The organism is Kurthia sp. ISK08 (assembly GCF_046159805.1).
Classification (GTDB): Bacteria; Bacillota; Bacilli; order Bacillales_A; family Planococcaceae; genus Kurthia; species Kurthia gibsonii.
Map to the genome: position 1 here is coordinate 68,023 of NZ_JBJXHL010000008.1, position 26,300 is coordinate 94,322.

Consider the following 26,300-nt stretch of genomic DNA (forward strand, 5'->3'; position numbering starts at 1 on the left):
CAGAGCAATCATTTTTACCCATTTTAATAGGTTCCGACATGAATGCCTATGGAATGGCACGTGCTTTTTACGAAGCATATGGAATTAAATCCGTCGTTATTGGACGCGCACATTTAACACCAACACAAAATAGTCGTATTTTAGACTTCTACGAAGAACCAAAGCTAAAAGAAGACTTTTTAGCGATTATGCAACGTACTGCGAAGAAATTTGCAGGGCAAAATTTATTATTAATGGGTTGCGGTGATGATTATGTAAAACTCATTATTAAAAATAAAGATGAGCTTGTAAAAGACTTTACGGTGCCTTACATTAATGAAGAATTAATGGATCAAATTCTCTTAAAAGAGAATTTCTACGAGATGTGTGAAAAGTATAATTTCAGCTATCCGAAGACAGATATTGTTACAGCTGAAAACTACGAGAACTTCTCGCCAGATATTCAATATCCAATCATTTTAAAAGCATCGAATTCAGTGGAATACTGGGCTTGTTCATTCCCAGGTAAGAAAAAAGTATTCGTTGCACAAGATGAAGCTGAAAAAACTGCGATTTTAAAAGCAATCTATTCATCGTCTTACCAAGATGCGATGATTGTACAAGAATTCATTCCTGGTGACGACTCATATATGCGTGTATTAAATGCGTATATTGGAACAGATGGTAAAGCGAAATTAATGTGTTTAGGTAATCCAATTCTTGAAGAACACTCACCTGAAGGAATCGGTAGTTACGCAGCAATTATTACAACATATGACAAAGAGTTAATGGACCAAGTGAAGTTCTTCCTAGAAGATATCGGTTTTGAAGGTATTGCCAACTTCGATATGAAATATGATTACCGCGATGGTAAATATAAATTATTCGAAATTAACTTACGAAATGGTCGCTCAAGTTACTATGTGACAGCAGCTGGCTATAACTTAATGCAATATGTAGCAGATGACTACATGCTTGGTAAAAAACAAGATTTAGTCTATGCAGATAATGAGCATTTATGGACGGTTATTCCGAACGGTGTATTATTCAAATATGCACAAAACCCAGAGTTGAAAGCAAAAGCACGTCAACTCATTAAAGAAGGTAAAGTAACGAATTCATTATTCTATAAGGAAGATATGAATGTAACACGCTACGCAAAACTGACATTAAACAGTCTGAACTATTACCGCAAATATAAAAAATACTTTAATAAGAAGGGCTTGTCTTAATCTATGACTAAGAAAACATTAGGTATTATTGGTGGTGTAGGTCCATTAGCAACGATGTTGTTAGGGGAGATGATTGTCCGAAGAACGAAAGCTTCGACAGACCAAGAGCATATGCATTGTATCATTGATAATGATACGAGAATACCTGATCGTACAGCTTATATTTTAGATCATACAAAACCCAACCCTCTTCCTGTCATGGTACAAGATGCGGGGAAATTAGTCGGAATGGGTGTAGATGTAATCTGCATTCCTTGTAATACAGCACATTATTTTTATGACGATTTAGCAAAAGACACAGCCGTACCGATTTTGCATATGATTCGTGAAACTGCACAAAAAGTGAAAAATCTCGGTGCAAAAAAAGTAGGTGTCCTTGGAACAAAAGGAACACTTTCAACGAATTTATATCAAAATGCTTTACGCGAACAAGGGATTGAGCCAATCGTTCCAGATGATGCGTTACAAGATGTATTAATGGAAATTATTTATGAGTATATAAAGGCTGGGCGCAGCATTTCGAGAGAGATGTGGCAGCGTATTGAAGATGCAATGTTTGCAGAGGGCTGTGACTATATTGTATTAGGATGCACTGAATTATCCATTGTCAATCGTGATTTTGCATTGGACCAAGATTCACGTTACGTGGATGCGATGGTAACATTAGCAGATCGTGCGATTGAAGTATGTGGATATGAACATGTATAAATAAGCATCAGAGAGAGGGAGGAATCACAGCATGTATGTGGTTTCTCCTTCTTCTTGCAACCTGAATTCATGGAAACGTAGGAATTTTGTATAAAACAGATGCTCACATAGCGACAATTTATGTTTTAATTAAAGAAGATGAAAGAAGGTGGCGTTAAAATGACTTTTTTAACACAATTAAATGAAGATTTACAAGCAAAATGGAAATTTGAAAAAACAATGCCGATTCAAGATGAGATGATTCCAGCGATGTTAGCTGGACATGACGTAATTGCTGAATCGCCAACAGGAACAGGGAAAACATTAGCGTATGTCTTGCCAATCCTTCAACAAGTAGATGGTACAAAGAAAAATACACAGGCGTTAATCGTTGCACCGTCACAAGAACTTTGTATGCAAATTACAGATGTTATTCGTGACTGGACGGCTGGAACACCGATTACAGTTGTACCGTTAATTGGTGGTGCAAATACAGCGCGCCAAATCGAAAAGTTGAAGAAAAAACCAACAATTGCAGTGGGAACCCCAGGGCGACTAAACGAATTAGTACGTGCGAAAAAATTAAAATTACATGAACTGCGTTACATCGTATTAGATGAAGGTGACCAATTACTTGGACGTGAATCACGTGTGATTGTGAAATCATTCATTGATGGCGCAAATCATGACCGTCAAGTGGCTCTTGTATCAGCTACAATTACAGATGAGATTGAATTAGTAGGCGAACGTCTAATGTCTGAACCGAAGCGTTTTAAAGTACGTCCAGAAGACATTCCAGACCAAGGGAAAGTCATTCATTCATATATGAAAGTAAGCGTACGTGAAAAAACAGAATTACTACGTAAACTATCTCATATTGAAGGGTTACGTGGTCTTGCATTTGTGAATAACTTAGACCAATTACTAATGAAAGAAACAAAGTTACAATATTTAAATGCACCGATTGCTGTACTGCATGCAGAGATGAAAAAAGAAGAGCGTAAACAGGCGCTTGAAGCATTCCGTAAAGGAAAAATCCGTATTCTAATTGCAACAGATGTGGCGGCACGTGGTTTAGATATTATGGGCTTATCACATGTGATTCATGTGGATGTGCCACATAACCGTGAACAATATTTACACCGTTCAGGCCGTACAGGTCGTGCAGGTAAGAGTGGTGAAGTTTTAACACTTCTTACTTCATTCGAAGAAAAAGAATATAAACAATATACACGTGAACTAGAAGACCGTCCGACTGAACGTATTTTAAAAGGTGGACAGCTGATGGATGGTAAGGGTGAATATCCACATGCTTCACGTAAACCAGAAGAATTACGTCGTAAACAACAGAACCGTCGTGGTGGTAATGGTGGCAATCGTGATTCCAAACAAGCAAATGGTTCAAAAAAACCGTATAATCAAGGTGGAAGAAAATTTTCAAGCAAGAAAAAATAAGTAAATAAAGGGGTATGATGAGATGAGTTTTGAAGAAAAATTAGCGCAATTTGCAGAATTAGCTGTAAAAGTAGGCGCAAACGTTCAAAAGGGGCAAACACTTTTAATTAATACTTCAACAGATACAGTTGAGTTTACACGTATGGTTGTGAAAAAAGCGTATGAAGCAGGGGCAGCACGTGTAACTGTTAATTTTTCAGATGAAGCAATTGATCGCGCATTATTTGATTATGCGCCTGAAGAAGAATTTGAAAAATATCCACGCTGGATTGCAGAACAACGCGATGAATTAATCGAGCGTAAAGGTGCATTACTGTGGATTGATGCAGCTGATCCAGACTTATTAACAGGTGTTCCTGTGAATAAATTATCAACACATCAAAAAGCAGCAGGTAAGGCACTTGAAAACTATCGTGATGCTGTAATGAACGACAAAATTGCATGGTCAATTATCGCCATTCCTTCAAAAGCTTGGGCGAAAAAAGTATTCCCTCACTTACCAGAAGAAGAGCAAGTCCCAGCACTTTGGGAGGCCATCTTCAAAACAGTTCGAATTGGTGAAGGTGATGCAGTACTAAATTGGGAAGAACATCTGATTAAATTACATGCACGTGCAGATTTATTAAATGCCAAACGCTATACAAAATTACACTATACAGCACCAGGAACAGATTTATGGATTGAATTACCTGAAAAACATATTTGGCAAACTGGTTCAAGTCGTACACCAGAAAAAACAGAATTTGTAGCGAATATGCCAACAGAAGAAGTCTATACATTACCTTCTAAGTATGGTGTGAATGGCTATGTATCGAATACAAAACCACTTGTATATCAAGGAAATATTATTGATAAATTTACACTGGCATTTGAAGATGGTGTCATTGTCAAAGCAGAAGCAGAGATTGGACAAGACTTATTACAAGAGATGATTTCTTCAGATGAAGGTTCAAAATATCTTGGTGAAGTAGCACTTGTACCGCATGAATCACCTATTTCTGCATCAAATATTTTATATTACAACACATTATTCGATGAGAATGCTTCAAATCATTTAGCTGTTGGTGCAGCATATCCAACATGCTATGAAGGTGGAAGCGAATTATCTGAGGCTGAACTAGACGCACATGGTATTAACTCATCGATTACACACGAAGATTTCATGATTGGTAGCGGTGAGATGGATATTGATGGTATTTTGGCAGATGGTACAGTTGAACCAATCTTCCGTAAAGGAAATTGGGCATTTTAAATAAATAGAAACAATAGTTTAGGTTATAGGTGTAAACACACCATTTGATATGAGTATAAGAAAAACTGGAACCGTGTTGTGGCGCGGTTCCAGTTTTTCGTTGCGCACTCTAAAAAGAAAAGCGAAATGTTTTATCTATTCGTAGACATCTAGTTGACGTATAAACAGGGTAAAATAAGCATACGTGAATAAATGAGGAGCGAATGAACATGAAAGTATTAATTGTTGAAGATGACCAAGCCATTAGCCAAGTGTTAAAGGTTTATTTACGTAAAGCAGGTTTTGAAACAGAACAAGTCTTTACAGGTAGTGAAGTTTTTTTTATATTTGAACGTTTTCAACCAGACCTTGTATTACTTGATGTGATGTTACCAGGAAAAGATGGTTGGACAATTTTAAAAGAAATTCGTGAGCAGTCACAAACACCTGTGATTATGTTGACTGCACTTGGTGACACACATTTTAAATTAGATGGTTTAAATGGTGGCGCAGATGACTACATTGCCAAGCCTTTTGAAGCAGAGGAAGTGGTAGCGCGGATTAAAGCCGTGTTAAGACGCGTGAATCAACCACAACATGCAGTGAAGCAGTTTGGAGCTTTACAAATTGATTCAACAGCGCATCAAGTTCACCTGCACGGAGAAGAAGTGACACTCACGCCACGTGACTTATCCGTACTATTATTTTTAGCAGAACATCCAAATCAAACATTCACACGTGATCAATTATTAGAGAATGTGTGGGGCTGGAACTACGATGGAAGTGACAGAGCAGTTGACTTATCTATTAAAAGACTGCGTAAAGCGTTACAAGCGTGGGCAGCTGATGAGGGTGAAATCCGTACACTGCGAGGATTGGGGTATCAACTACGTGTTCAAAAATCGTAAACGTATCTCACTACAAACGTATTGGATGACGCGTTATTTACTCGTATTACTCATTGGCTTAGCGATTGTGGCATTTATTTCAGCCATGTGGATTCGTCATACGAATGTATCGTATCGCATGGATACAATGGAAGTACTAGCAGAACAAATAACAAACCAATTAACAGATGTAGAGAATCCAACAAATGATGTGCCGAATCGTTTTATTGGCGATCCTGAGAAGTTCTCAAGACAAGATATAAAACCAAAAGTCTATATAACAAATACAGACGGGGATGTACTAAATGAACGTGCTATGGGACCAAAAATTACCAAAATTCCAAAAGAGGTACTAACTTCTTCAGATGAAAAACAGACACTAAAAGACTTAGATGGTATATCGCAAACCTACTATATGGTGAAGAAAAAAGTAGAAATGGATGAGAAGCATGTAGGCTGGGTTGTTGTTATGGAAGATGAAAAAATGATGACGCGCTCGAATCAAGCATATGGTCAACTAGCACTAATGATTGGAGCACTTGCACTCATTGGACTTGGAGCTATCTATTATTTAACTTCTCGATTAGTTCGTCCAATTCGGGAGGTAGCTGTAGCAGCCAAGCAAATTCAAGAAGGGAATTATGCTATCTCTCTGCCAGATCATCCAAAGGAACGAGAAGTATATGAACTTGTCACATCATTTACTGAGATGGCGAATCGTCTTGAACAACTTGAAGCGATGCGTACAGAGCTTTTAGCAGGTGTAACGCATGAATTAAAAACGCCTGTAACAGCAATTGACGGCTTACTTCAAGCATTAAAAGACGGTGTTGTGACTGGAGAGGAAGCACGTGAATTTGTACAGATGGCAATGGTCGAAACGAAGAAAATGAAAACGATGGTAGGTGACTTACTTGCTTTTAACTCGTTTGCAGTCAATGCCATCCCACTTAAATTTGAAACAAAAGAAATCAATTCGTATGTAGAAAATACAATGAAACAATGGCAAACTACACAAGAGTTTGAAGAAGTTCAGATTACATTAGATGAACATGTAGAACCAATTCACCTCTCAATTGATCCTATACGTTTCCAACAGATTTGTACGAATTTATGGACGAATGCAGCACAAGCAATGCATGAACAAGGTCAGATTCATATTCGTCTACAAGCAGATAAAGAAAAAGTGCGTATTTTTGTTCAAGACGAGGGAAGTGGTATTCCAAAAGAAGAACAACCATTTATTTTTGACCGCTTTTATCGAGGGGAAAATAAAAAATATGCAATTCGTGGATTAGGGTTGGGATTACCACTTAGTAAAATGATGGCTCAGTCGATGCAAGGTGACTTACGTTTAGTGCATAGCGATGAACAAGGTACGTGTTTTGTGATTGAACTGAAAAGAAATGAAGCATGACGTCTCGTTGACACATTCCTTCTTTATAGTGAAGATAGTTCAAAAATAAGGAGTGTCAAATAGATGAAAAAGAGAATGATCTGGGCAATCGCTATCATCTTTGTTTTAGTTGTTGGAAGTGGTGTATATTATGCAACAGCCAAAACAGGATATGTCGCAAAAGTAGGCGATACGAAAATTACACAACAGCAACTGAATAATGTTTTAAATAAACAATATGGTAGTGCAGCGCTTGAAACATTAATTCAAGATCAAGTAATTACACTTGAAGCAGAAAAACAAAAAGTAACAGCAAGTGATGCAGAAGTAGATGCACAATATAAAAAAGTCGAAACACAATATGGCGGAGCAGATGCACTTGAATCAGCACTTGAATCAAATAACATGTCTAAATCTGATTTTAAAGCGAATTTAAAAACGTATGTACTCGCATCTAAAATGATTGAGAAGGATTTAGATACATCTGACGAAACATTAAAAGCTTATCTAAAAGAAAATCAATCTACATTCGATACAGCAGCGCAAGTGAAGGCAAGTCACATTCTTGTAGAGAAAAAAGCAACTGCGACAAAAATCAAAAAAGAGTTAGATGCAGGTGGTGACTTTGCAAAATTGGCGAAGAAATATTCAACTGATACTGCCACGAAAAGTAAAGGTGGCGACTTAGGCTACTTTACGAAATCAGAAATGGTGGAAGAATTTGCGACACAAGCTTTCAGCATGAAAAAAGGTGATATTAGTGACCCAATCAAAACAGATTATGGTTACCATATTATCAAAGTAACAGGTACAGTCGATGCAAAAACAGCGAAGTATGAAGAGGTCAAAGACAAAGTAAAAGAAGCGTATATTGAAGCGCAAATTAGCGCACAATATTCAAGTTGGTTAACAGAGAAAATGGCAGACTACGACATTACAAATACACTCAGTAAATAACAAAAGAAGCAGTATGAGAATTATCTCAGCTGCTTCTTTTTCTTACATAGTTGTACTTTTTTGGTTTAATACTTGAATGCCGCGAACGATATTCCAAATGACAATCGCCAATGAGAATAAAGCCATGAAAATGATGAAAATAATGACACCTATACCAAGTGCAGCACCTGTTGAATCACTCATTTCAGCTGATGCAAAGATACCCATTGTTGCTAAAATAATAAAGAAAATAACTGCAGGAACATAAAGTAACAAGTGAGAAATAAGTGCATGTGTTGCGTGTTTTTTTACATCACGATCTTTTACAACGAGCATAACAATCAGCGGTAAAATAAAGCCTGCAAAGAAAATACTGAAGTAACAAAGTGATGATAAAATACGATTATTCTGTTCCATGATAACCCTCCCTTTTGTTCATAATAACTTATATACGTATAAAAATGGAAATCGTTTCATGCTATTGCTATATTTCGTTAAATTCAGTAGAATGAGAGTGTTCAAAAATAATGATGTAAACCACAAGGGGTGCATACGTGCTGAGAGAGAGTTTCGACTCCAACCCTTCGAACCTGTAAGTTAACACTTGCGTAGGAATGTGGATAGAAACCGACATATAACGATGTCAGGCTCTGTCCTGATGTCGTTTTTTTTATCTAGATTACCACAGGAATTGTGTAAGACATCAAATCAATGGAGGTTCATAAAGATGAACAAACAAAGATTATTAATGATGATTGAGGTGGCCATTTTTGCGGCGATTGGTTTTATTTTAGACAAACTATCGTTTTCGATTTGGGCACAGGGTGGTTCCATTAGTTTAGTTATGGTACCAATCGTATTGATGGCGATGCGTTGGGGAACATTACCAGGGCTTGCGACAGGTCTTATTGTAGGGGTACTACAAGTTTTAACAGGTGCAAGTATTTTAACCCCATTACAAGGATTTTTAGATTACTTCTTTGCGTTCACAATTGTCGGGATTGCTGGAGTTTTCCGTCCGATGGTTATTCGTGCTTCAAAACAGAAAAAAGATGGCGCAATGCTTGGCTGGATTTTAGTGGGTACAGCAATTGGTGGAATCCTACGACTGATTTCACATACAGTAGCAGGCGCAGTATTCTTCGCAAGTTATGCGGGCGACCAAAACCCATGGATTTATTCTGTTGTTTATAATAGCTCGTATATGATTCCAGCTATTATTTTAACAGCTGTCGTGATTTATCTATTGTTTAGAGCAGCACCTAAGTTATTCGTTCAAAAGACGTATTAAGAATAAAAACGTAGCGACTAAGAAATCGTTACGTTTTTTATTATATATATATCCACCTAAATAAAAACTTTTACTGAATGTATGAAAGAATGCATAGACTTTTTATATGTATCTACAAAAATTATGATATAGTTAAGAGTAGAATTTTATATAGAAGGGACCGTTATACATGATTGCAACAACTCAACAAGAAATCGATGCGTTATTAAAAGCGGGTCGTGCCATGGCAGAAATTCGCGAGGCAATGAAAGCTGCGACAAAACCAGGCGTTACAACAAAAGAGCTAGATGAATTAGCTGGTAAACTATTTGAAGAAAAAGGTGCAGTATCTGGACCAAAAGCAGAATATGACTTCCCAGGTTTCACATGTATTAGTGTAAACGAGGTCGTAGCACATGGCATTCCAAACGATACACCTCTAAAAGAAGGCGATATGATTAATATTGATGTATCGGGTCATGTGGATGGTTTTTATGCAGATACAGGTATTTCATTTATCGTAGGTGATGCTGAAAAGCCAGAATTACAAAAATTATGTGATGTAGCACAGTCAGCTTTTGATCGTGCTATGACAAAGGTTAAACCAGGTTCTAAATTGAATCAAATTGGTAAAGCTGTAGAACGTGAAGCGCATGATAATGGTTTAAAAGTAATTATGAACCTAACAGGTCATGGTGTAGGACACTCATTACATGAAGAACCACAATATGTATTGAACTATTATGATGCATGGGACGCTACTTTAATGAAAGAAGGTATGGTTTTCGCAGTAGAACCATTCATCTCACAAGCAGCTGAAAATATTATTGAAGGTACAGATGGTTGGGCGTTTTTAACACCAGATAAATCATTTGTAGCACAACTAGAGCATACAGTAATCGTGACAAAAAATGGCCCGATTTTAACAACAAAAATTGATTAATAAAAAGAGGAGAACGATTTTTTCGTTCTCCTCTTTTCTATAGTGTAAAACATGTTAATAGATTGTTCTTGGCTTTTTACGCATAAATAGAATACCAGCAAGTAATACACCACTTAAAAATAATGCAGCTGTTGTTACTAATAATTCCTCAAAGTTATTTTGTACAGCAATTCCTAAATAGAACCAGATGAATAGAATCGGGAAGTAAGGATCGTAATGATGAAAGCGGATGTGAAGTGCAATGGCTACAAAGACAGTCAATAAGATGACGGCCCATAGCGGTTGACTTAATCCAAAACCATCCCAACGTGCTGCAACAAGTAAGATTGCTAAATTGAACATAATAAGTAATACGAGCCATGCTAAATAAAGTGATATAGGTAGGCGTGTGGTCATCGTATTCTTTTCAGGTAGTAATAAATACATACCTGCAAGTGCAAGTGTACTGAATACGAGTATCATACATGCGATGATGAACTGACTATTTTGCCAGTAATAAATCCAAACGATTGAAAGGACCATACTAATTGTAAATAAAAAACTTTGTACATGTGTAATCGCAAATTGTTTCTTTGCAAACATTTGCCATTGTTTGTAAATCCAATATAATATAGAGAGATAGATGAGTGCCACTACATAAAAGACATAGTCGGATGGATAAGCTAGAATGGTATAGCTATTTGCAACATCCACTGTCGTTTGACCATTGAATGGAAGAATGGCAGCAGATACGCTGACAATCATCATTGCTAAAAAACTGATTGTCATTAACAATAGTCTGCCCAAAAGATCTCCTCCTCATCAAGATTTTTCGTATTTAAAAATACTAACTATCATTATACACGTCTTTCATAGTGCAATCATTTTCAATTTGGTGAACGTTTCATAAAAAAAGGGTATATATAATCAGATTCAGGAAAAGGAGTGTTTACATGACTCAATCTTTAGAAGAATTAAATATGGATAAGAAGTTTAATAGTAAGAAGTCGTATAAAAAAGAATTAAAAAAATTACAGCTAAAAATGTTAACGTTACAACAGACGTTGCATCGTAATAATATCGGTTTAATTATTGCCTTTGAAGGAATGGACGCAGCTGGAAAGGGTGGCGCGATTAAGCGCTTGATTGAACGATTAGATCCGCGTGGTTATGTTGTACATCCAATTTCTGCTCCAAAGCCACACGAATTACGTCACAACTACTTACAACGTTTCTGGCGTAAGCTACCGTTTAGAGGAAGTATCGGTATTTTTGACCGTAGTTGGTATGGTCGTGTATTAGTAGAGCGAATTGAAGGTTTTGCAACGGAAGCTGAATGGACACGTGCTTACCGTGAGATTAATGAGTTCGAGCGTGTACTGACAGATGATCACTATATTATTTTGAAGTTCTGGCTACAAATCACAGAGGAAGAACAATTGAATCGTTTTAATGCACGTGAGAAGGATCCATATAAATCTTGGAAGCTAACAGATGAAGATTGGCGCAATCGTAAAAAATGGCCTCAGTATGTTCAAGCAGCAAATGATATGTTTGCTAAAACAGATCATCCGAATGCACCATGGATTTTAGTTGCAGGTAATGATAAAGAATATGCAAGAATCAAAGTATTAAAAGAAACAATTAAGCATTGTGAATCGAAAATTAAAAGTATGGGAATTGAGATTGATTACCCAGATGAGAAATAGTTTTTTAGTTAAAAGCTGATGAAATTGTGTAGAGAGAGATGATGTGGCATGCTTTACTTAGAGAGCGAACGCTGTATATATCGCGTATTAATTGAAGAAGATGCGGAAGCATTAACAAACCTAGTTGTACAAAATAAGCGATTTTGGTCCATCCATGAGCCACTTCATAGTCCTGAATATTACACGAAGAATTTTCAATTGAAGCGAATTAACGATTCGATGCATCAAATGAATATGCGTCGAGAGTATAGTTTTGGAATCTTCCTTAAAAATACGAAAGAGTTAATCGGTCATATATCGATTTATTCCATTAAGCGCTTGCCTTTTTCGAGTGCGTTCATCGGTTATTCCTTAGATGAGCGCTTTACTCGTAAAGGAATTACAACAGAAGCGGTGGAATGTATTACAAAATTCGGCTTTGAAAATTTGGATTTACATAGAATTGAAGCCTATGTATCGCCAGCAAATGAAGGGTCTTATCGTGTGCTAGAAAAAGTCGGTTATCAACGTGAAGGATTGTTAAAACAATTACTTTATATTAATGGTGTATGGGTAGATCATTATCTATATGCGAAGCTCGCAGAGGAACATTGAAAAGGTAAGACACTTTGGTATAAGTGGAAAAGACAATTTAAAAAGAAATTTTAAAAAAGAACCGCTGTCTTATCAAGGCAGCGGTTCTTTTTATTATTATAGGTCGTAACCGTTTGTTACAAGTTCAAGTTCGCCTGTTTTTGGATCAATGATTAAACCATGTACAGGTACATCTTTTGTGACTAAAGGATGATTACGTACAACATTTACGCTGCGTTTCACTTCTTCTTCTAAATCAGTGAAGCCTTTTAACCAATCCTCAACATCAATTCCTGTATGTGAGATGATTTCAAACGTTTTGTCATCTACCCCACGTGATTTAATTTCGTTGATAACTTTTGATGGATCCATTGAATTCATACCACAGTTTTTGTGTCCAACTACAAGTACTTCCTCTGCTTTTAAAGCATAGACTGCAACTAGTACACTTCGCATGATACTGCCGAATGGATTATTAATTTGTGCCCCCGCTGTTTTGATCATTTTCGCATCACCATTTTTAATGTTGATTGCTTTTTGTAATAATTCAATTAAGCGTGCATCCATACAAGTTACAATTGCTAACTTTTTATTCGGTACTACATCCGATACATATGATACATAATCTTGGTTTTCTACAAACTTTTTGTTAAACTCTAAAATCTCATCTAATTTTCTCATTACAAACTCCCCTCCCACATTTAATTTTATCTAAAAAAAGTAAAAAATTAAACGTTTATGGTAAAAATGCATAAAAAGAACGATTATTTAAGGTAATGTAGTGTTTCTGTTGAGAGACCTGTACCAATCGCAACCGCTTCAAGAGGAGATTGTGCTCTGTAAACTGGAATAAATAGTTCATTTGCTAACCATTCATCTAATCCTTGTAGTAAAGATGTCCCGCCAGCAAGAACGATACCACGTTCTACAATATCACCAGCAAGTTCTGGTGGACAAGATTCTAGAGTACGACGAATCAGTTCTAAAATCGCTTGGAATGTTTCAGATAAGCAATCTTGTAGCTGCATCGAATCAATTGTAATACTACGTGGTAATCCTGTGACTAAGTCACGTCCTGTTACGGTCATTTGTGCTACTGCATGTTCAATTGGTGCATGCCCAATCTCAATTTTGATTTCTTCAGCAGTTTTAGCACCAATTAATAAATTGAATTCTTTGCGTAGATAGTGAATGATATCATCGTTAATTGAGTCGCCACCAATTTTGGCAGTTGCCGTTGTTACAATACCACCTAATGAGATGATTCCAACTTCAGTTGTACCACCGCCTAAATCAACAATTGCGCTCGCTGTAGGCTCGTTTACAGGTAACTCTGCCCCAATAGCTGCAGCAACAGGTTCATCAATTAAAAATGCCTCTTTAGCTCCACATTGGCGTGCAGCATCCTGAATAGCTAAACGCTCAATCGATGTTGCCCCAGAAGGTGCACAAATAACGATGTTCGGTTTTTTAAATCGTCCTTTGTCTTTAAAGACGCGATCTAAAATCGTTTTTAAAAGAGCAGTTGCCATATCAAAATCTGCAATGACACCATCTTTAAGTGGATGACATACTGTAATATTCGGTGGTGTTTTTCCAATCATTGCTTTGGCTTCATGACCAATCGCAATTACTTGTTTTGTCGTTGTATTGACAGCCACGACAGATGGCTCATTCAAAATAATACCTTTATTTTTTACGTACACTAATGTGTTCGCTGTACCTAAATCAATTCCAAGAGCTGAAGATGTAAACATCAAACAACGCCTCCTCTAGCTTTATATAAATATCTAATATGATAAAAAAATAACAAATCAGTCGTTTTAATAGTATAAATGAAGAAAAAAGGGAATGATAGTTTAAATATGAAGGATAAAAAAGGAAATAAAAATAGAGTTGTTGATATATCAATATGTAAAGGCTTTTATTAGGATAAAAGTCTACTATTTAATCTTTTAAAATGCGCTAAATGTGTTAGAAGAAGAAAAAATATTTATCCTACATTTTAATAAAAAATTGCTTTTTTATGATGTCATATAAAAAAACGCCTCGTCTTAAAGACGAAACGTTCTTTTAAATGTTTCCACTAGAGATTAAAATGCCCAATTTCCGTTACGGAATACAGGAATACGTTCACCATCTTTTGTAATACCATCAATCTGCATATCACCAGAACCAATCATAAAGTCGACATGTGTCATACTGCGATTTAATCCTGCTTTTGCGAGTTCTTCTTGTGACATTTCTGTTCCGTTTTCTACACAAAAAGCATAGGCACTACCAATCGCTAAATGGTTTGAAGCATTCTCATCGAATAGTGTGTTGTAGTAAAGGAGACCAGAGTTTGAAATAGGTGAATCATGTGGTACAAGTGCTACTTCACCTAAGAAGTGAGATCCTTCATCTGTTGCAACTAAATCCTCTAATACTTGCTCACCTTGTTCAGCTGATATATCTACAATACGACCATTTTCAAAAGTAATTTTAAAGTTGTCAATAATTGTTCCACCGTAGCTTAATGGTTTCGTACTGCTTACATAGCCATCTACACCGTCTTTAAAAGGCGCTGTGAAAACTTCTTCAGTTGGGATATTCGCCATAAAATCAAAACCAGCTTCATTCTTACTACCGCCACCGCTCCAAATATGGTGTTCAGGTAATTCGATTGTTAAATCAGTACCAGGTGCTGTGTAGTGAAGCTTGTGGAAGTGATAACGATTCAATTCATCTACCTTCGTACTAAGCTGTTCATCATGTGCTTGCCAAGCTTCAACAGGTTGTTCTAAGTCAGCGCGTGTCGCTTTAAAAATAGCTTCCCATAGAGCAGGAACTTGTTCTTCAGTTGGTAAGTCGGCAAACATCATAGCAGCCCAGTCTTTTGAAGGTGCTGCAGCGACAGTCCAACTAATTTTGTTTGCTTGTGAAGCTTGACGATATTTTTCTAATCCTTGACCTGCAGCTTTTTGGAATGCCGCAATTTTTTCTGGCATAATACCTTTTAATAAGTCAGGACTAGATGATTTTACTTTAATAAAAGCAGCCCCATGTTCAGCTAGCCATTCTTTTTCAACTGTTTGCCAAATAGGGAAGTGATTGAATTCTTCAAGTGGTGCATGTTCAAAATGTAAACGACTAATAACATCATCATCATAATGTACAAATACTTGTTTTGCGCCTGCTTCATATGCTTTTTTAGCTAATGCTTGAGCAAGCTCTGTATTCTCAACTGTCACATCAATAAATAGATATTGATCTGGTTGAAGATTTGATCCAACACGAATTAAAAGTTCTGCATAATTTTCTAATTTTTCTTGAAAACGTAACATTTAAACCCATCCTTTGTTAATATAGAATTAATAGAAACTTCTATTCTATTTTCAACTATTTCGGGTAACGAATCAAGTTAAACATATAAAATCAAAAGAATAATAACAACTGGTACTAAACACTCTATTATATGTAATTTGGCAGTGAACGTTTGTACATAGAAATTTTCATGAAATATCCAATGAATGTAGTAGATGTTTATTAAGATTTAAGAATTTACACCGAAATATAAAGAAGAATGACGACTTTGGAGGTTCTGAAATGGATATATCATCAGTTATAGGGATTATACTTGGACTTGTCTCTCTTATTGTAGGGATGTTCTTTAAGGGTGTAACACCGGATGCCTTACTTAATCCAGCGGCGCTCTTTATTATCATTTTAGGAACGATTGCTACTGTTGTAATTGCCTTCCCAATGAGTGAGCTAAAGCGCATACCAAAATTATTTGGTGTTTTATTTAAGGATAAAAAATTAGTAAGTGATTTAGAAATTATTCAATTATTCTCAAGTTGGGCAGATTTAGCTCGTCGAGAAGGTTTGCTTGCCTTAGAGAGTAAAGTGGATGAAGTAGACGATTCATTCCTTAAAAATGGTTTAACATTAGCAATTGATGGTCAAAATGCAGATTACATACGCGATGTGTTAACAGAAGAAGTAGAATCAATGGAAGAACGTCATAGTGCAGGAGCGCAAATCTTCACACAAGCAGGTACTTATGCGCCGACACTAGGTGTATTAGGGGCTGTAATTGGTCTGATTGCAGCATTAAAAGAATTAGATGATGTTGAAAAATTGGGTTTAGCGATTTCAGCTGCCTTCGTTGCAACATTACTCGGTATTTTTACAGGTTATGTATTATGGCATCCATTCGCAAATAAATTAAAGCGAAAGTCAGCTGTTGAAGTAAAACAGAAGATGATGATTATAGAAGGTATCCTTTCAGTATTAGAAGGGGAGGCTCCTCGCGTAATCGAACAAAAATTGGCATCATACTTACCGAAAAGTGAACGTGCTAAAATAATTGGCGAAAGCGGGGCGGATGGCCTTGGCAAAGAAAGCTAAAAAACATAAAAAACATGAGGAACATATTCCAGAGTCTTGGCTAATTCCATATGCAGATATTTTAACGCTATTACTAGCACTCTTTATTGTATTGTTTGCATCTTCATCTGTTGATGTGAAGAAGTTATCACAATTATCCGCTGTATTTAGTACAGTATTTGATGGTGGTTCAGGCGTTATGGATAATCCATCACCTGTCGAAACAGATACGCCAAATAGTGAAACATTAAGTGCGTATCAAGAAGACCAACGTCAGTTAAAAGAAATTGAAACAGATGTGGAACAATATATCGCAAGTAAAGAATTAGAAGGAAAATTCGATACAAAGATGACAGAAGATGGTCTACTCATTACGATTAAAGCAAGTGTTCTATTTGATCCAGGTCAGGCGGTCATCTCATCTAAGTATGAATATATTGCAAAAGATTTGGCGAAAGTACTTAATTTAAAACCAAAACGTTCGGTTGTCGTGTCAGGTTATACAGATACAGTACCAACTACGGGTAGTCAGTTTTCTTCAAACTGGGAGTTGAGTGCAATTCGTGCAGTAAACTTTTTAACCTTACTTGTAAATTCGAATAAAGAACTAGATCCTGCTTATTTCAGCGCCAAAGGATATGGTGAGAACAATCCTGTCGCATCGAATGATACAGCAGAGGGAAAAGCTAAAAACCGTCGTGTAGAGGTTCTTGTGCAGCCTTTAGTAAAAGAAGATGGTTCATCATATGAACAAACAAATAGTAAATAGAAAAAGAGGGTGGAGTAAAATCCAGCCTCTTTTTATTGGTTAGATATAGTACATAAAAAAAGAAGTACAATGGGAAAATCCCAAAGCACTTCTTTTGCTTATTTACGCAGTGAACCAAGTTCTGCTACGATTGCTTGCATTTCACTTGGACTAAAAGCATCACGCTTATGTACTAATTCATATAAGTACACAAGATCTTCGTAACTCTCTGTGTCGAAGTTTTCAGGCTTCATGGCATCTGCATTGACCATGCGTAATTTTTCTTTAATCGCTTCAATCATGAAGTGAATATTTTCTGTAGATGGTGTTGTTAAATCCAAAAGGAACCCCTACCTTTCAAAGTTGGTTACCTTTTATAATTCCATTCATACAGACAATTGTCAATGACAATTTGATTTAAGATTTACTAGCACGTAATGCTAATTTTTCTTCTTTTAATGTTTTTTGAATAATACGTGTTTCAGCTACAATAACACCTGATAAACCGACAAGACCGATTAAGTTAGGAATTGCCATTAAGCCGTTCGCTACATCCGAGAATGTCCATACAAGATCAAGAGATGATGTTGCACCTACATAAACAAATAATACGAAGATGATACGATATATTGTCCCAGCGATTGGTGTCTTTACAAGATATTGTAGACACTTCTCACCATAGTAAGCCCAACCCATAATTGTTGAAGAAGCAAAGAATACAAGACCGATTGCTACAACATATGGACCCCATGCGCCTAGGAATGTATCAAATGCAGCAGTTGTTAATTCGTTCGCTGCCATATCTTTATTTGTATAAACACCTGACATAACGATTGTTAAACCTGTAATTGAACAGATTAAGATGGTATCTAAGAATACTTGTGTCATCGAGATTAAAGCTTGACGACCTGGTAAGTCTGTTTTTGCAGCAGCAGCAGCGATTGGTGCAGAACCAAGACCAGCTTCGTTTGAGAAAATCCCACGTGCAACCCCGTAACGAATCGCAGCACCGACAGCACCACCACCAGCAGCAGAGAATGAAAATGCATCTTTAAAAATAATACCAAAAGCAGCGGGTACATCTGTAATGTTCGTAAAGATTACAATTAAACCAGCAAGTAAATAGAAAATTGCCATAACCGGTACAAATACAGCTGTTACGCTACCGATTGATGAAATACCACCTAAAATAACTAACCCTACAACAATGGTTAATACAATACCTGTAATCCAAGGCGCAACGTTGAACGTGTTACTTACAACACCAGCAACTGAGTTCGATTGTGTACCATTACCGATACCAAATGATGCGATAACACCGAAGAAAGCGAATAGAACAGCTAGCCATTTTTGCTTTAGACCACGCTCTAAATAGTACATCGGTCCGCCAGCCATTTGTCCTTTTTCATCTTTCACACGATATTTTACGGCTAATAGTGCCTCACCGTATTTTGTTGCCATACCTAATATTGCAGCTACCCACATCCAGAAAATTGCTCCTGGTCCCCCTAGAATAACAGCAGTGGCTACCCCGACAATATTACCTGTTCCAACTGTCGCAGCTAAAGCTGTCGTCAGTGCTTGGAATTGTGAAATATCCCCTTCAGCCGATTTGTCATGGTTTTTTGAAAATACTAATTTTAAAGCAGTTGGTAACAAACGAATTTGTAAAAAACCAATACGAATTGTTAAGTAGATCCCTGTCCCTAAAATTAAGACGATTAGCGGTATCCCCCATAACACGCCTGAAACCTCGCCTAAAAATGCATTTAACTTATCTCCCAAAGCCCCCATTGAATTACCCCCTAAAAATGTAATTTTTCTTTAAAATGGAAAAATTAAAGCATATAACTATTTTCATAAAATTCTGTTAAATTGTCAATACCTAAAATGAATTTACATTATAACTATTTGTTATAATAGAATGTATGCTAGCATAACGGTTTACTCACAAAGGAGAAGGGTACTATAATTGGGATTAGGAAATACATAAAAAACCGGAGGAGATAAATATGGGAAAAAAATTAGTGTATGGTATTTTAGCGGGAGCAGCAATTGGAGCAGCAGTAAGCTTAATGAATCGCGAAACACGAGAAAAAGCAGTACAAAAAGTAACGAACTTAAAAACAGATGCACAATATTACTATTACAATCGTGATGAGCTAAAACAAAAAGCAACAGAGAAATTTAGCAAAGTGCAGGGCATTGTAGAAATGGTAATGGAGAATAAAGATTACTATTTGGAAAAAATTGCTGAATTTAGAGAAACACCTAAATTGACGGAAGAAGTAAAAATTGCGAAAGAGGTAACGAATCAAGGTGTGGACGATGTGAAAAAAGCTGAAGATGTCATTCACCTATAAACTTTAAGAAGGGGGAGGTTTATATGGCGAGGAAGGCAAAAGTTAAACATTCATCTGAAATGTTCGAGCGTTTAAAAATGATGCAAGTGAAAAAGAGACAACGTGACACAGAAGTAGATGAACTCGATTACACAACGCGTAAAGGATATATAAAAGGCGTAATAGAAGGTATAAAAAAAGCAGATGTATCAAGTTCAGGAGCACAACTGGCCTATTTCTTCCTTCTATCATTATTTCCATTACTTATTTTTATTTTAACGCTTGTTCCATTTTTAAATTTGCGTCCAGAACAAGTTTTTGTATTTTTAGAAACAGCGTTACCGTCTGAAACCTATAATCTGATTAGTTCCACATTGAGAGAAGTTTTGGATACGCGTAGTGGAAGTTTATTATCCATTGGTATTATTGCGACTTTATGGTCTGCATCCAATGGAGTAAATGCACTTATCAAGAGTTTAAATCGCTCTTATGGAATTGAAGAAACAAGACCTTTTTTAATTGCTAGAGGAATGTCACTTATTTTAACCTTGATGTTTATTGTGTTAATTATTGTAGCTTTAGTCTTACCTGTATTTGGGCAAACTATTGGAAAAACTTTGTTTAATGAAATTGGATTAGGAGATAACTTTTTAATAATTTGGCAATACGTCCGAATTATTTTACCACCTATTTTAATAGCAAGTGTATTAATAATTGTTTATTGGGTGGCACCGAATATGCCGTTATATTTAAAAAGTGTCATTCCAGGAGCTATTTTTGCCACTGCTGCTTGGATTGCTGTGTCATATGGTTTTTCATTCTATATCAGTAATTTTGCCAATTATTCCAAAACATACGGCAGTATTGGAGGAATTATTATTTTAATGTTATGGCTTTATATTATTGGTATTGTATTAGTGATTGGTGGACAGTTAAATGTAGCGACACAAAGAAGAACTGAACAGAAGATGCGAAGAATGGATCAAGTATCTAAGCAAGAAGAAAAAGGTAAAATTTCAACAAAAGTATCTTCAATTTAACGGAAAAAGAGCAACCTCTAAAATAAAGAGGTTGCTCTTTTTTTTTATTAAATTTTTGTGCGTAACATACGCAAACCATTTAGAATAACTAGAATCGTACTACCTTCATGTCCGATAACACCGAGTGGTAAGTTAACAATTTGCAAGAAGTTAGAGATAACTAATAACATAATAATAGAAATAGAAAAGATAATATTTTGTTTCACGATTCGTTGCATTTTACGTGCTAGTTTAATGGCATGAGGAATTTTTGATAAATCATTTTTCATCAGTACGACATCTGCTGTTTCAAGTGCTACATCTGTTCCTTCACCCATCGCAATTCCTGTTGTTGCTGTTGCAAGAGCAGGCGCATCGTTAATGCCATCACCAACCATACCAACGAATTTATATTCTTCCATTAATTCTTTTACATGTTTTACTTTTGTATCCGGTAGACATTCCGCAATCGCTTGTTCAACGCCAGCTTCTTTTGCAATGACGTTAGCTGTATTATGGTTATCACCTGTTAGCATAACTGTGTGAATACCCATTTCATTCAACTGTTGAATCGCAAGTTTTGACTGTTCACGTACAGTATCTTTTAGGGCAACTAATGCTACAATCCCTTCATCATTTGCCATGAAGATGACTGTTTTACCTTCGTTTGTTAATTGATCTGCTAGATTGTTTTTAAATGCATGAACACGTTCAAAACCGACGAATTCAGGTTTACCAACTTGATACACTGTGCCATCAATTGTTCCTTTTAATCCCCAACCAGGCATGTCTTCAATTTGCGCTTTGCGGAAAGTAGATACATTTTGTTCTTCTGCATACGTTGTAATTGCGATTGCAAGTGGGTGATTAGATTGTGATTCAATCCCTGCTAACATCGCAAGCAATTCTTTTTCATCTAATCCATCTGCAGTGACGAAATCTGTTACTACTGGTTTACCTTGTGTTAATGTTCCTGTTTTATCAAAAGCAATAGCACGCAATGCACTTAAATGTTCGATGTGTAGACCACCTTTGAATAAAACACCACTACGAGCGCCACTTGAAATTGCTGATAGTGTTGCAGGTGTAATCGCTGCAACAAGCGCACATGGAGAAGCAACAACTAGTAATACCATCGCGCGATAAAATGTTGTGTTCCAGTCCCAATCTAATAAATAGTGGGGAAGGAAGAGCATAAGACCTACAACGGCTAAAACAATTTTGACATACGTTCCTTCAAAACGTTCGATGAATTGTTCAGAAGGTGATTTTTCACTTTGAGCTGATTGTACTAATTCAATAATCTTTGAGAAAAGTGAATCTGTATTTGGTTTTGTCATTTCGACAATTAATGTACTTGTTAAGTTGACTGTACCAGAGAATACTTCGTTTTGAATTTGTTTTGTTACAGGAATTGATTCACCTGTAATCGCTGATTCATCAATTGTTGAAATCCCTTCAACGACTACACCATCTGTTGGCACACGTTCGCCTGGTTTAATGAATAGACGATCCCCAACTTGTAATTCAGAAACTTGTACACGCTTTGTTGTACCATCTTCTAATAGTAAGTTTGCGACTTCAGGTTGTAAGTCCATTAGTGCTGAAATCTCTTTATGGCTTTTGTTCATCGCATAAGTTTCCATTGCACCACTTACTGCGAAGATGAAGATTAAGATGGCACCCTCTGTCCAATAACCGATAATTGCTGAGCCAATTGCAGCTAAAATCATCAATAATTCAACGTTTAAGGTTTTTTCTTTAATTGTCTCCTCAATACCTTCTTTTGCTTTTGCAAAGCCACCAATAATGAATGCAGCTAAGTATAAAACAACTACTAATGTAGTCTCGCCAATATTTTTGCTTAGAATCCATGCCACTAAAATAAGTACACCTGATAATAGGGCTGCAATCATTTCATGGTGTATTTTCATTTTCTCAATTAACGATTCATTTGTTTTTGTCATTCTTCTTACCTCCTTGAGAATGGATATCATTATCGAAATGGATATAAAATCACTTAAAAGCTTAAATATCAATGATTTTAGTTCGACTTATTTCTTTTTATTAATTTATAATTATTATAAATAAAGAGAGGTTAAAAGTCAACTAAATGAGAAAATGACATTGGTTATCAATTAGATAGAGGGTTTAAATTAGAATGATTATCATTAATGATTAGATAATAATATAAAAAAAGCCGTAACGAAATGAATCGTTACGACTTCGATTTGTTTATTAGAATACGCGTTCAGCGTGATCTGCTAATTTTTCAAGTGATGATTTTTGAACATCTGCATGTAATGAGTTACCGTGAGAATCCATTGTAACTACCGCTGTGAAGTCTTCAACACCTAAGTGCCACATTGCTTCAGGAATACCGAATTCAAGTAAATCAACACCATCTACTGATTTAATACAGTCAGCATAGTACTGAGCAGCACCGCCGATTGCATTTAAGTATACGCCGCCATGTTCTTTTAATGCTGCAAGTGTTTTTGGACCCATGCCGCCTTTACCCATTACTGCGCGAATACCGAATTTTTTCATGATGTCGCCTTGGTATGGTTCTTCACGAATAGAAGTTGTTGGTCCAGCTGCTTTTACAGTCCAGTTACCATCTTCATCTTTAGCCATTACAGGACCACAGTGATAGATGATTTGACCATCTAAATCAACTGGTGCATCGTGGCTCATTAAGTGGTGGTGGATTGCGTCGCGTCCTGTGTACATACGACCAGAAATTTGAACAACATCTCCAACTTTTAATGAACGGATTTTTTCTTCTGTAATTGGTGCAGTTAATTTTACAACTTCACCTTGTTGTTTTGTTTCAGCTTTTGCTTCTTCTTCAAAGCTGATTTTTTCGCCGTCTTGGTAGTGCCATTCCATAATTTCGCCAGTTTCAGCGTTGATGTTAACAGCCATACGACGGTATGCCCAACAGTTGTACGCTACTGATACGAAGAATGAAGCAGGGATACGGTGCATAACGCCGATTTTACAACCAAGTAATGTTGCTTCACCGCCGAAGCCCATTGTACCGATACCGAATGTGTTCGCTGTTTTAACAACATATTCTTCTAATTTCGCAAGGTCTTCATTTGGATTCACATCATCTACGTGACGGAATAATTGTTCTTTTGCTAAATCGTATCCAGATGAACGATCGCCACCGATTCCAACACCGATGAAGCCTGCTGAACAGCCTTGACCTTGTGCTTGGTAAACTGAGTGTAAGATACATTTACGGATACCGTCTAAGTCACGACCAGCACGACCTAAACCTTCTAATTCAGTTGGTAAGCTATATTGAATATTTTTATTCTCACAGCCGCCGCCTTTTAAGATTAACTTCATTTCGATGTAATCTTTTTCCCACTGTTCAAACTTGATAACTGGAACACCTTCGCCAAGGTTGTCACCGCTATTTGCGCCTGTTAATGAATCAACAGCGTTTGGACGTAGTTTTGCGTCAGCAGTTGTTTGTGCAATTGCTTTTTTAATCATTTCTTTAATTTCGATTTGGTTTACGCCAACAGGTGTTTTAATTTTAAATGTTGGTAGACCTGTATCTTGGCAAATTGGTGATACATTATCATCTGCCATGAAAATATTGTTTGCTATTGTGTCTAAACTCATTGCAGCACGAGTTCCAGCATTTTCAGCTTCTTTCGCTTTTTTAATAGCACGACGAACGTCTTTTGGTAAGTTAGTAGATGTTTCTGTTACTAACTTATAAATGCTATTCTCAAGGTTTTGTAAATTCATAATAAAAAGTCCCCCTCAAAAGGTTTTATGTGAATCATTTTATATTATAACGTGTCTGAGATGGGAGAAAAAGAGAATATATAGAAATGCAGTGATTTTTTCAGAAAATTGTATGCAACATAGACAGGAAAAGTGTGAACAAAAAAAGAACAATTCGACTGTAATCGATTGTCCTCGTTTCGTTTATCTATTCTTTTTCTTCTGAATCCGTGCGGTTTTTAAATGTATCCATTTTTACTTCGATATCATCTACCATGGCAATTAAACGATCGATATCTTCTAACTCAGTCGTTTCAGGGTCGATTGCGTCCAGTACTTCCATGAAAATTTGCAGACGTTCTTTTAAATAGCTTACTTGCTGATCTTTATTTGTAATTGATTTACCCATCAGTACACCTCGTTTCATTGCTAGAATAACGGATTTATAACATTTTAGCAAATCCAAACAGAGCTCATTATTATCCGAATTTTCCGTTTATACATGAATGTATATTTACTAGGACTAAAATATGATACGATATGTTTCGGCTTTCAATTTATAAGCAAATTTATCTGTAGAAAGGAAGAAACTTGGTGAAAAATAACGATATTGCAAAAAAACGTTTTTGGATATTAGTCATCATCGTGTCGATTTCGGGTTTTTCTCAAGGAATGTTATTGCCGCTTATTTCAATCATTTTTGAAAAAGACGGTGTTGCTTCCTCACTCAATGGTTTAAATGCCACAGGTTTATATATAGGAACATTGCTCATTGCACCATTCGTTGAACAACCTTTACGTCGTTTTGGCTACAAGCCTGTCATCGTTACAGGTGGGGCACTCGTATTTGCTTCATTATTTTTATTTCCATTATGGAAGAGTGTATTATTTTGGTTCATTCTACGATTAGTTATCGGGATTGGAGATCATGCACTTCATTATGCAACGCAAACATGGATTACAACGACAGCACCAGTTGAAAAGTTAGGGAAGAATGTCGCAATTTACGGTTTATCATTCGGTCTTGGTTTCGCTGTTGGTCCTCAATTCGTTCCATTAGTCGAAATTAATGAAGCATTGCCATTCATTGTTTCTTCATTACTATGTTTAGCAGCTTGGTCACTAATTTTCTTCTTGAAAAATGAAAAACCAGAACCGATTCAAGTGAATCAACATGGAAACACATTCGTGCGCTATAAACGTGCGATGAAATACGCGTGGGTCGCATTTTTACCACCGCTTGTATATGGCTTTTTAGAATCTTCATTAAATGCCATCTTCCCAGTCTATGCAGTAAGAAATCACTTTGATTTATCGATGCTTGCCTTTACACTATCTGCTTTTTCAGTAGGGGGTATTCTAACACAAGTACCACTTGGAACACTTGGTGATCGCATTGGTAGACGAAAAGTATCGCTCATTGCACTTGGTGGTGGCGGTTTAATGTTTTTATTTGGTAGCTTTTTCGAATCATCTGAGTGGATTATTTTAATTAGTTTCTTATTAGCTGGTATGTTCTGTGGTTCTGTATTCTCTCTCGGTATCTCGTATATGACTGATTTAACACCGAAAGAGCTATTACCAACAGGGAACTTACTATGTAGTATTTTCTTCAGTGTTGGTAGTTTAGCAGGACCATTCTTAGGTGGTGCGTATGTACAATATGTGAATGCAAGCTTCCTCTTATTAATTGCAGGACTTGTATTATCCGTATTCTTCATCGCATTAATTTTCGGTAAAGAAAATAAAAAGGCAGTATAAAGAAAGAGGTAGGGAAAATTCCCCACCTCTTT

Annotated in this window: 26 protein-coding genes and 1 riboswitch; of the genes, 16 read left to right on the forward strand and 10 right to left on the reverse strand. The window is 36.5% G+C overall.

The window, feature by feature from the left end; genetic code table 11:
- The first annotated feature begins 38 nt into the window (after positions 1-38).
- From ACKVQX_RS13420 to ACKVQX_RS13450, 7 genes are all read left to right on the forward strand, one after another.
- Positions 39-1,211: a hypothetical protein gene (locus ACKVQX_RS13420; protein WP_068457215.1), complete on the forward strand. Its 1,173-nt coding sequence runs from the start codon at positions 39-41 to the stop codon at positions 1,209-1,211.
- A gap of 3 nt (positions 1,212-1,214) precedes the next feature.
- On the forward strand, positions 1,215-1,919 hold the full coding sequence (locus tag ACKVQX_RS13425; protein WP_068450845.1) for an aspartate/glutamate racemase family protein: 705 nt from the start codon (positions 1,215-1,217) through the stop codon (positions 1,917-1,919).
- 159 nt (positions 1,920-2,078) lie between these two features.
- Positions 2,079-3,353, forward strand: a complete 1,275-nt coding sequence (locus ACKVQX_RS13430; protein ID WP_082701349.1) for a DEAD/DEAH box helicase — start codon at positions 2,079-2,081, stop codon at positions 3,351-3,353.
- Positions 3,354-3,375: 22 nt separating this feature from the next.
- Entirely contained in the window at positions 3,376-4,605 is a 1,230-nt protein-coding gene (locus tag ACKVQX_RS13435) for an aminopeptidase (RefSeq protein ID WP_068450847.1), read from the forward strand.
- Positions 4,606-4,814: 209 nt separating this feature from the next.
- On the forward strand, positions 4,815-5,492 hold the full coding sequence (locus ACKVQX_RS13440; protein WP_409136412.1) for a response regulator: 678 nt from the start codon (positions 4,815-4,817) through the stop codon (positions 5,490-5,492).
- A complete protein-coding gene (locus ACKVQX_RS13445; RefSeq protein WP_325943808.1) occupies positions 5,476-6,888 on the forward strand; it encodes a HAMP domain-containing sensor histidine kinase in 1,413 nt (470 codons plus the stop codon). The genes ACKVQX_RS13440 and ACKVQX_RS13445 overlap by 17 nt, the downstream gene beginning before the upstream one ends.
- Positions 6,889-6,951: 63 nt before the next feature.
- Positions 6,952-7,824 carry a peptidylprolyl isomerase gene (locus tag ACKVQX_RS13450; RefSeq protein WP_068450853.1) on the forward strand — a complete coding sequence of 291 codons (873 nt, stop codon included), beginning with the start codon at positions 6,952-6,954 and terminating at the stop codon, positions 7,822-7,824.
- 42 nt (positions 7,825-7,866) lie between these two features.
- Here ACKVQX_RS13450 and ACKVQX_RS13455 read toward each other — a convergent pair whose 3' ends face one another.
- The gene (locus ACKVQX_RS13455; RefSeq protein ID WP_068450864.1) at positions 7,867-8,220 is read right to left on the reverse strand and encodes a DUF4870 domain-containing protein; all 354 of its coding nucleotides are present in this window, start codon (positions 8,218-8,220) and stop codon (positions 7,867-7,869) included.
- A 115-nt stretch (positions 8,221-8,335) separates the two neighbouring features.
- Positions 8,336-8,435: riboswitch (TPP riboswitch) on the forward strand.
- 95 nt (positions 8,436-8,530) lie between these two features.
- Between ACKVQX_RS13455 and thiT the strand changes: the two genes are divergently transcribed.
- Complete coding sequence (gene thiT / locus ACKVQX_RS13460) at positions 8,531-9,094, forward strand: energy-coupled thiamine transporter ThiT (RefSeq protein ID WP_068450867.1); 564 nt, start codon at positions 8,531-8,533, stop codon at positions 9,092-9,094.
- Positions 9,095-9,263: 169 nt separating this feature from the next.
- Entirely contained in the window at positions 9,264-10,016 is a 753-nt protein-coding gene (map, locus tag ACKVQX_RS13465) for a type I methionyl aminopeptidase (RefSeq protein WP_068450871.1), read from the forward strand.
- A gap of 54 nt (positions 10,017-10,070) precedes the next feature.
- Here the strand turns inward: map and ACKVQX_RS13470 are convergent, their stop codons facing one another.
- Positions 10,071-10,802 (reverse strand): tryptophan-rich sensory protein, encoded by a 732-nt coding sequence (locus ACKVQX_RS13470; RefSeq protein ID WP_131004905.1) that lies wholly within the window; start codon positions 10,800-10,802, stop codon positions 10,071-10,073.
- Positions 10,803-10,948: 146 nt separating this feature from the next.
- Here ACKVQX_RS13470 and ACKVQX_RS13475 point away from each other — a divergent pair, with 146 nt between their 5' ends.
- Entirely contained in the window at positions 10,949-11,704 is a 756-nt protein-coding gene (locus tag ACKVQX_RS13475; RefSeq protein WP_285215440.1) for a polyphosphate kinase 2 family protein, read from the forward strand.
- Between the two features lie 48 nt (positions 11,705-11,752).
- Positions 11,753-12,298: a GNAT family N-acetyltransferase gene (locus ACKVQX_RS13480; RefSeq protein WP_068450881.1), complete on the forward strand. Its 546-nt coding sequence runs from the start codon at positions 11,753-11,755 to the stop codon at positions 12,296-12,298.
- Positions 12,299-12,394: 96 nt separating this feature from the next.
- On the opposite strand, the gene ACKVQX_RS13485 is transcribed toward ACKVQX_RS13480, so the two are convergent.
- From ACKVQX_RS13485 to ACKVQX_RS13495, 3 genes are all read right to left on the reverse strand, one after another.
- Positions 12,395-12,958, reverse strand: a complete 564-nt coding sequence (locus ACKVQX_RS13485; RefSeq protein ID WP_068450884.1) for a carbonic anhydrase — start codon at positions 12,956-12,958, stop codon at positions 12,395-12,397.
- Between the two features lie 83 nt (positions 12,959-13,041).
- Complete coding sequence (locus ACKVQX_RS13490) at positions 13,042-14,034, reverse strand: rod shape-determining protein (RefSeq protein ID WP_068450887.1); 993 nt, start codon at positions 14,032-14,034, stop codon at positions 13,042-13,044.
- A 336-nt stretch (positions 14,035-14,370) separates the two neighbouring features.
- Positions 14,371-15,603: an aminopeptidase gene (locus tag ACKVQX_RS13495; RefSeq protein WP_087682238.1), complete on the reverse strand. Its 1,233-nt coding sequence runs from the start codon at positions 15,601-15,603 to the stop codon at positions 14,371-14,373.
- Positions 15,604-15,865: 262 nt separating this feature from the next.
- Between ACKVQX_RS13495 and motA the strand changes: the two genes are divergently transcribed.
- Together motA and motB are read left to right on the forward strand one after the other, a co-directional pair.
- Positions 15,866-16,669, forward strand: coding sequence for a flagellar motor stator protein MotA (gene motA / locus ACKVQX_RS13500; RefSeq protein WP_068450893.1), 804 nt, complete (start codon positions 15,866-15,868; stop codon positions 16,667-16,669).
- A complete protein-coding gene (motB, locus tag ACKVQX_RS13505; RefSeq protein ID WP_068450897.1) occupies positions 16,653-17,417 on the forward strand; it encodes a flagellar motor protein MotB in 765 nt (254 codons plus the stop codon). The genes motA and motB overlap by 17 nt, the downstream gene beginning before the upstream one ends.
- A gap of 98 nt (positions 17,418-17,515) precedes the next feature.
- Here the strand turns inward: motB and ACKVQX_RS13510 are convergent, their stop codons facing one another.
- Positions 17,516-17,737 carry a DUF1128 domain-containing protein gene (locus tag ACKVQX_RS13510; RefSeq protein ID WP_068450900.1) on the reverse strand — a complete coding sequence of 74 codons (222 nt, stop codon included), beginning with the start codon at positions 17,735-17,737 and terminating at the stop codon, positions 17,516-17,518.
- A 76-nt stretch (positions 17,738-17,813) separates the two neighbouring features.
- Positions 17,814-19,190: a sodium:alanine symporter family protein gene (locus ACKVQX_RS13515; protein ID WP_068450902.1), complete on the reverse strand. Its 1,377-nt coding sequence runs from the start codon at positions 19,188-19,190 to the stop codon at positions 17,814-17,816.
- Positions 19,191-19,408: 218 nt separating this feature from the next.
- Here ACKVQX_RS13515 and ACKVQX_RS13520 point away from each other — a divergent pair, with 218 nt between their 5' ends.
- Together ACKVQX_RS13520 and ACKVQX_RS13525 are read left to right on the forward strand one after the other, a co-directional pair.
- The gene (locus tag ACKVQX_RS13520; protein WP_068450907.1) at positions 19,409-19,759 is read left to right on the forward strand and encodes a hypothetical protein; all 351 of its coding nucleotides are present in this window, start codon (positions 19,409-19,411) and stop codon (positions 19,757-19,759) included.
- Positions 19,760-19,782: 23 nt separating this feature from the next.
- Positions 19,783-20,778 carry a YihY/virulence factor BrkB family protein gene (locus ACKVQX_RS13525; protein ID WP_231726973.1) on the forward strand — a complete coding sequence of 332 codons (996 nt, stop codon included), beginning with the start codon at positions 19,783-19,785 and terminating at the stop codon, positions 20,776-20,778.
- Positions 20,779-20,825: 47 nt separating this feature from the next.
- Here the strand turns inward: ACKVQX_RS13525 and ACKVQX_RS13530 are convergent, their stop codons facing one another.
- The 3 genes from ACKVQX_RS13530 to ACKVQX_RS13540 all read right to left on the reverse strand — a co-directional run bounded on the left by ACKVQX_RS13530 (position 20,826) and on the right by ACKVQX_RS13540 (position 24,916).
- Entirely contained in the window at positions 20,826-22,724 is a 1,899-nt protein-coding gene (locus ACKVQX_RS13530) for a heavy metal translocating P-type ATPase (RefSeq protein ID WP_068450908.1), read from the reverse strand.
- A gap of 271 nt (positions 22,725-22,995) precedes the next feature.
- Positions 22,996-24,528 (reverse strand): fumarate hydratase, encoded by a 1,533-nt coding sequence (locus tag ACKVQX_RS13535; protein ID WP_068450910.1) that lies wholly within the window; start codon positions 24,526-24,528, stop codon positions 22,996-22,998.
- A gap of 187 nt (positions 24,529-24,715) precedes the next feature.
- Entirely contained in the window at positions 24,716-24,916 is a 201-nt protein-coding gene (locus ACKVQX_RS13540; protein WP_068450912.1) for an SE1561 family protein, read from the reverse strand.
- A 185-nt stretch (positions 24,917-25,101) separates the two neighbouring features.
- Here ACKVQX_RS13540 and ACKVQX_RS13545 point away from each other — a divergent pair, with 185 nt between their 5' ends.
- Positions 25,102-26,268 (forward strand): MFS transporter, encoded by a 1,167-nt coding sequence (locus ACKVQX_RS13545; RefSeq protein WP_409136413.1) that lies wholly within the window; start codon positions 25,102-25,104, stop codon positions 26,266-26,268.
- Positions 26,269-26,300 lie beyond the last annotated feature (32 nt).

Excerpts from the sequence above, each read along its gene's own strand:
- ACKVQX_RS13430 (WP_082701349.1), top strand. The coding sequence starts at position 2,079 with ATGACTTTTTTAACACAATTAAATGAAGATTTACAAGCAAAATGGAAA.
- ACKVQX_RS13540 (WP_068450912.1), bottom strand. The coding sequence starts at position 24,916 with ATGGGTAAATCAATTACAAATAAAGATCAGCAAGTAAGCTATTTAAAA.
- motA (WP_068450893.1), top strand. The coding sequence starts at position 15,866 with ATGGATATATCATCAGTTATAGGGATTATACTTGGACTTGTCTCTCTT.
- ACKVQX_RS13495 (WP_087682238.1), bottom strand. The coding sequence starts at position 15,603 with ATGTTACGTTTTCAAGAAAAATTAGAAAATTATGCAGAACTTTTAATT.
- map (WP_068450871.1), top strand. The coding sequence starts at position 9,264 with ATGATTGCAACAACTCAACAAGAAATCGATGCGTTATTAAAAGCGGGT.
- ACKVQX_RS13520 (WP_068450907.1), top strand. The coding sequence starts at position 19,409 with ATGGGAAAAAAATTAGTGTATGGTATTTTAGCGGGAGCAGCAATTGGA.
- ACKVQX_RS13515 (WP_068450902.1), bottom strand. The coding sequence starts at position 19,190 with ATGGGGGCTTTGGGAGATAAGTTAAATGCATTTTTAGGCGAGGTTTCA.
- ACKVQX_RS13440 (WP_409136412.1), top strand. The coding sequence starts at position 4,815 with ATGAAAGTATTAATTGTTGAAGATGACCAAGCCATTAGCCAAGTGTTA.
- thiT (WP_068450867.1), top strand. The coding sequence starts at position 8,531 with ATGAACAAACAAAGATTATTAATGATGATTGAGGTGGCCATTTTTGCG.
- ACKVQX_RS13480 (WP_068450881.1), top strand. The coding sequence starts at position 11,753 with ATGCTTTACTTAGAGAGCGAACGCTGTATATATCGCGTATTAATTGAA.
- ACKVQX_RS13475 (WP_285215440.1), top strand. The coding sequence starts at position 10,949 with ATGACTCAATCTTTAGAAGAATTAAATATGGATAAGAAGTTTAATAGT.
- ACKVQX_RS13455 (WP_068450864.1), bottom strand. The coding sequence starts at position 8,220 with ATGGAACAGAATAATCGTATTTTATCATCACTTTGTTACTTCAGTATT.
- ACKVQX_RS13420 (WP_068457215.1), top strand. The coding sequence starts at position 39 with ATGAATGCCTATGGAATGGCACGTGCTTTTTACGAAGCATATGGAATT.
- ACKVQX_RS13525 (WP_231726973.1), top strand. The coding sequence starts at position 19,783 with ATGGCGAGGAAGGCAAAAGTTAAACATTCATCTGAAATGTTCGAGCGT.
- ACKVQX_RS13485 (WP_068450884.1), bottom strand. The coding sequence starts at position 12,958 with ATGAGAAAATTAGATGAGATTTTAGAGTTTAACAAAAAGTTTGTAGAA.
- ACKVQX_RS13425 (WP_068450845.1), top strand. The coding sequence starts at position 1,215 with ATGACTAAGAAAACATTAGGTATTATTGGTGGTGTAGGTCCATTAGCA.
- ACKVQX_RS13535 (WP_068450910.1), bottom strand. The coding sequence starts at position 24,528 with ATGAATTTACAAAACCTTGAGAATAGCATTTATAAGTTAGTAACAGAA.
- ACKVQX_RS13450 (WP_068450853.1), top strand. The coding sequence starts at position 6,952 with ATGAAAAAGAGAATGATCTGGGCAATCGCTATCATCTTTGTTTTAGTT.
- ACKVQX_RS13435 (WP_068450847.1), top strand. The coding sequence starts at position 3,376 with ATGAGTTTTGAAGAAAAATTAGCGCAATTTGCAGAATTAGCTGTAAAA.
- ACKVQX_RS13490 (WP_068450887.1), bottom strand. The coding sequence starts at position 14,034 with ATGTTTACATCTTCAGCTCTTGGAATTGATTTAGGTACAGCGAACACA.
- ACKVQX_RS13530 (WP_068450908.1), bottom strand. The coding sequence starts at position 22,724 with ATGACAAAAACAAATGAATCGTTAATTGAGAAAATGAAAATACACCAT.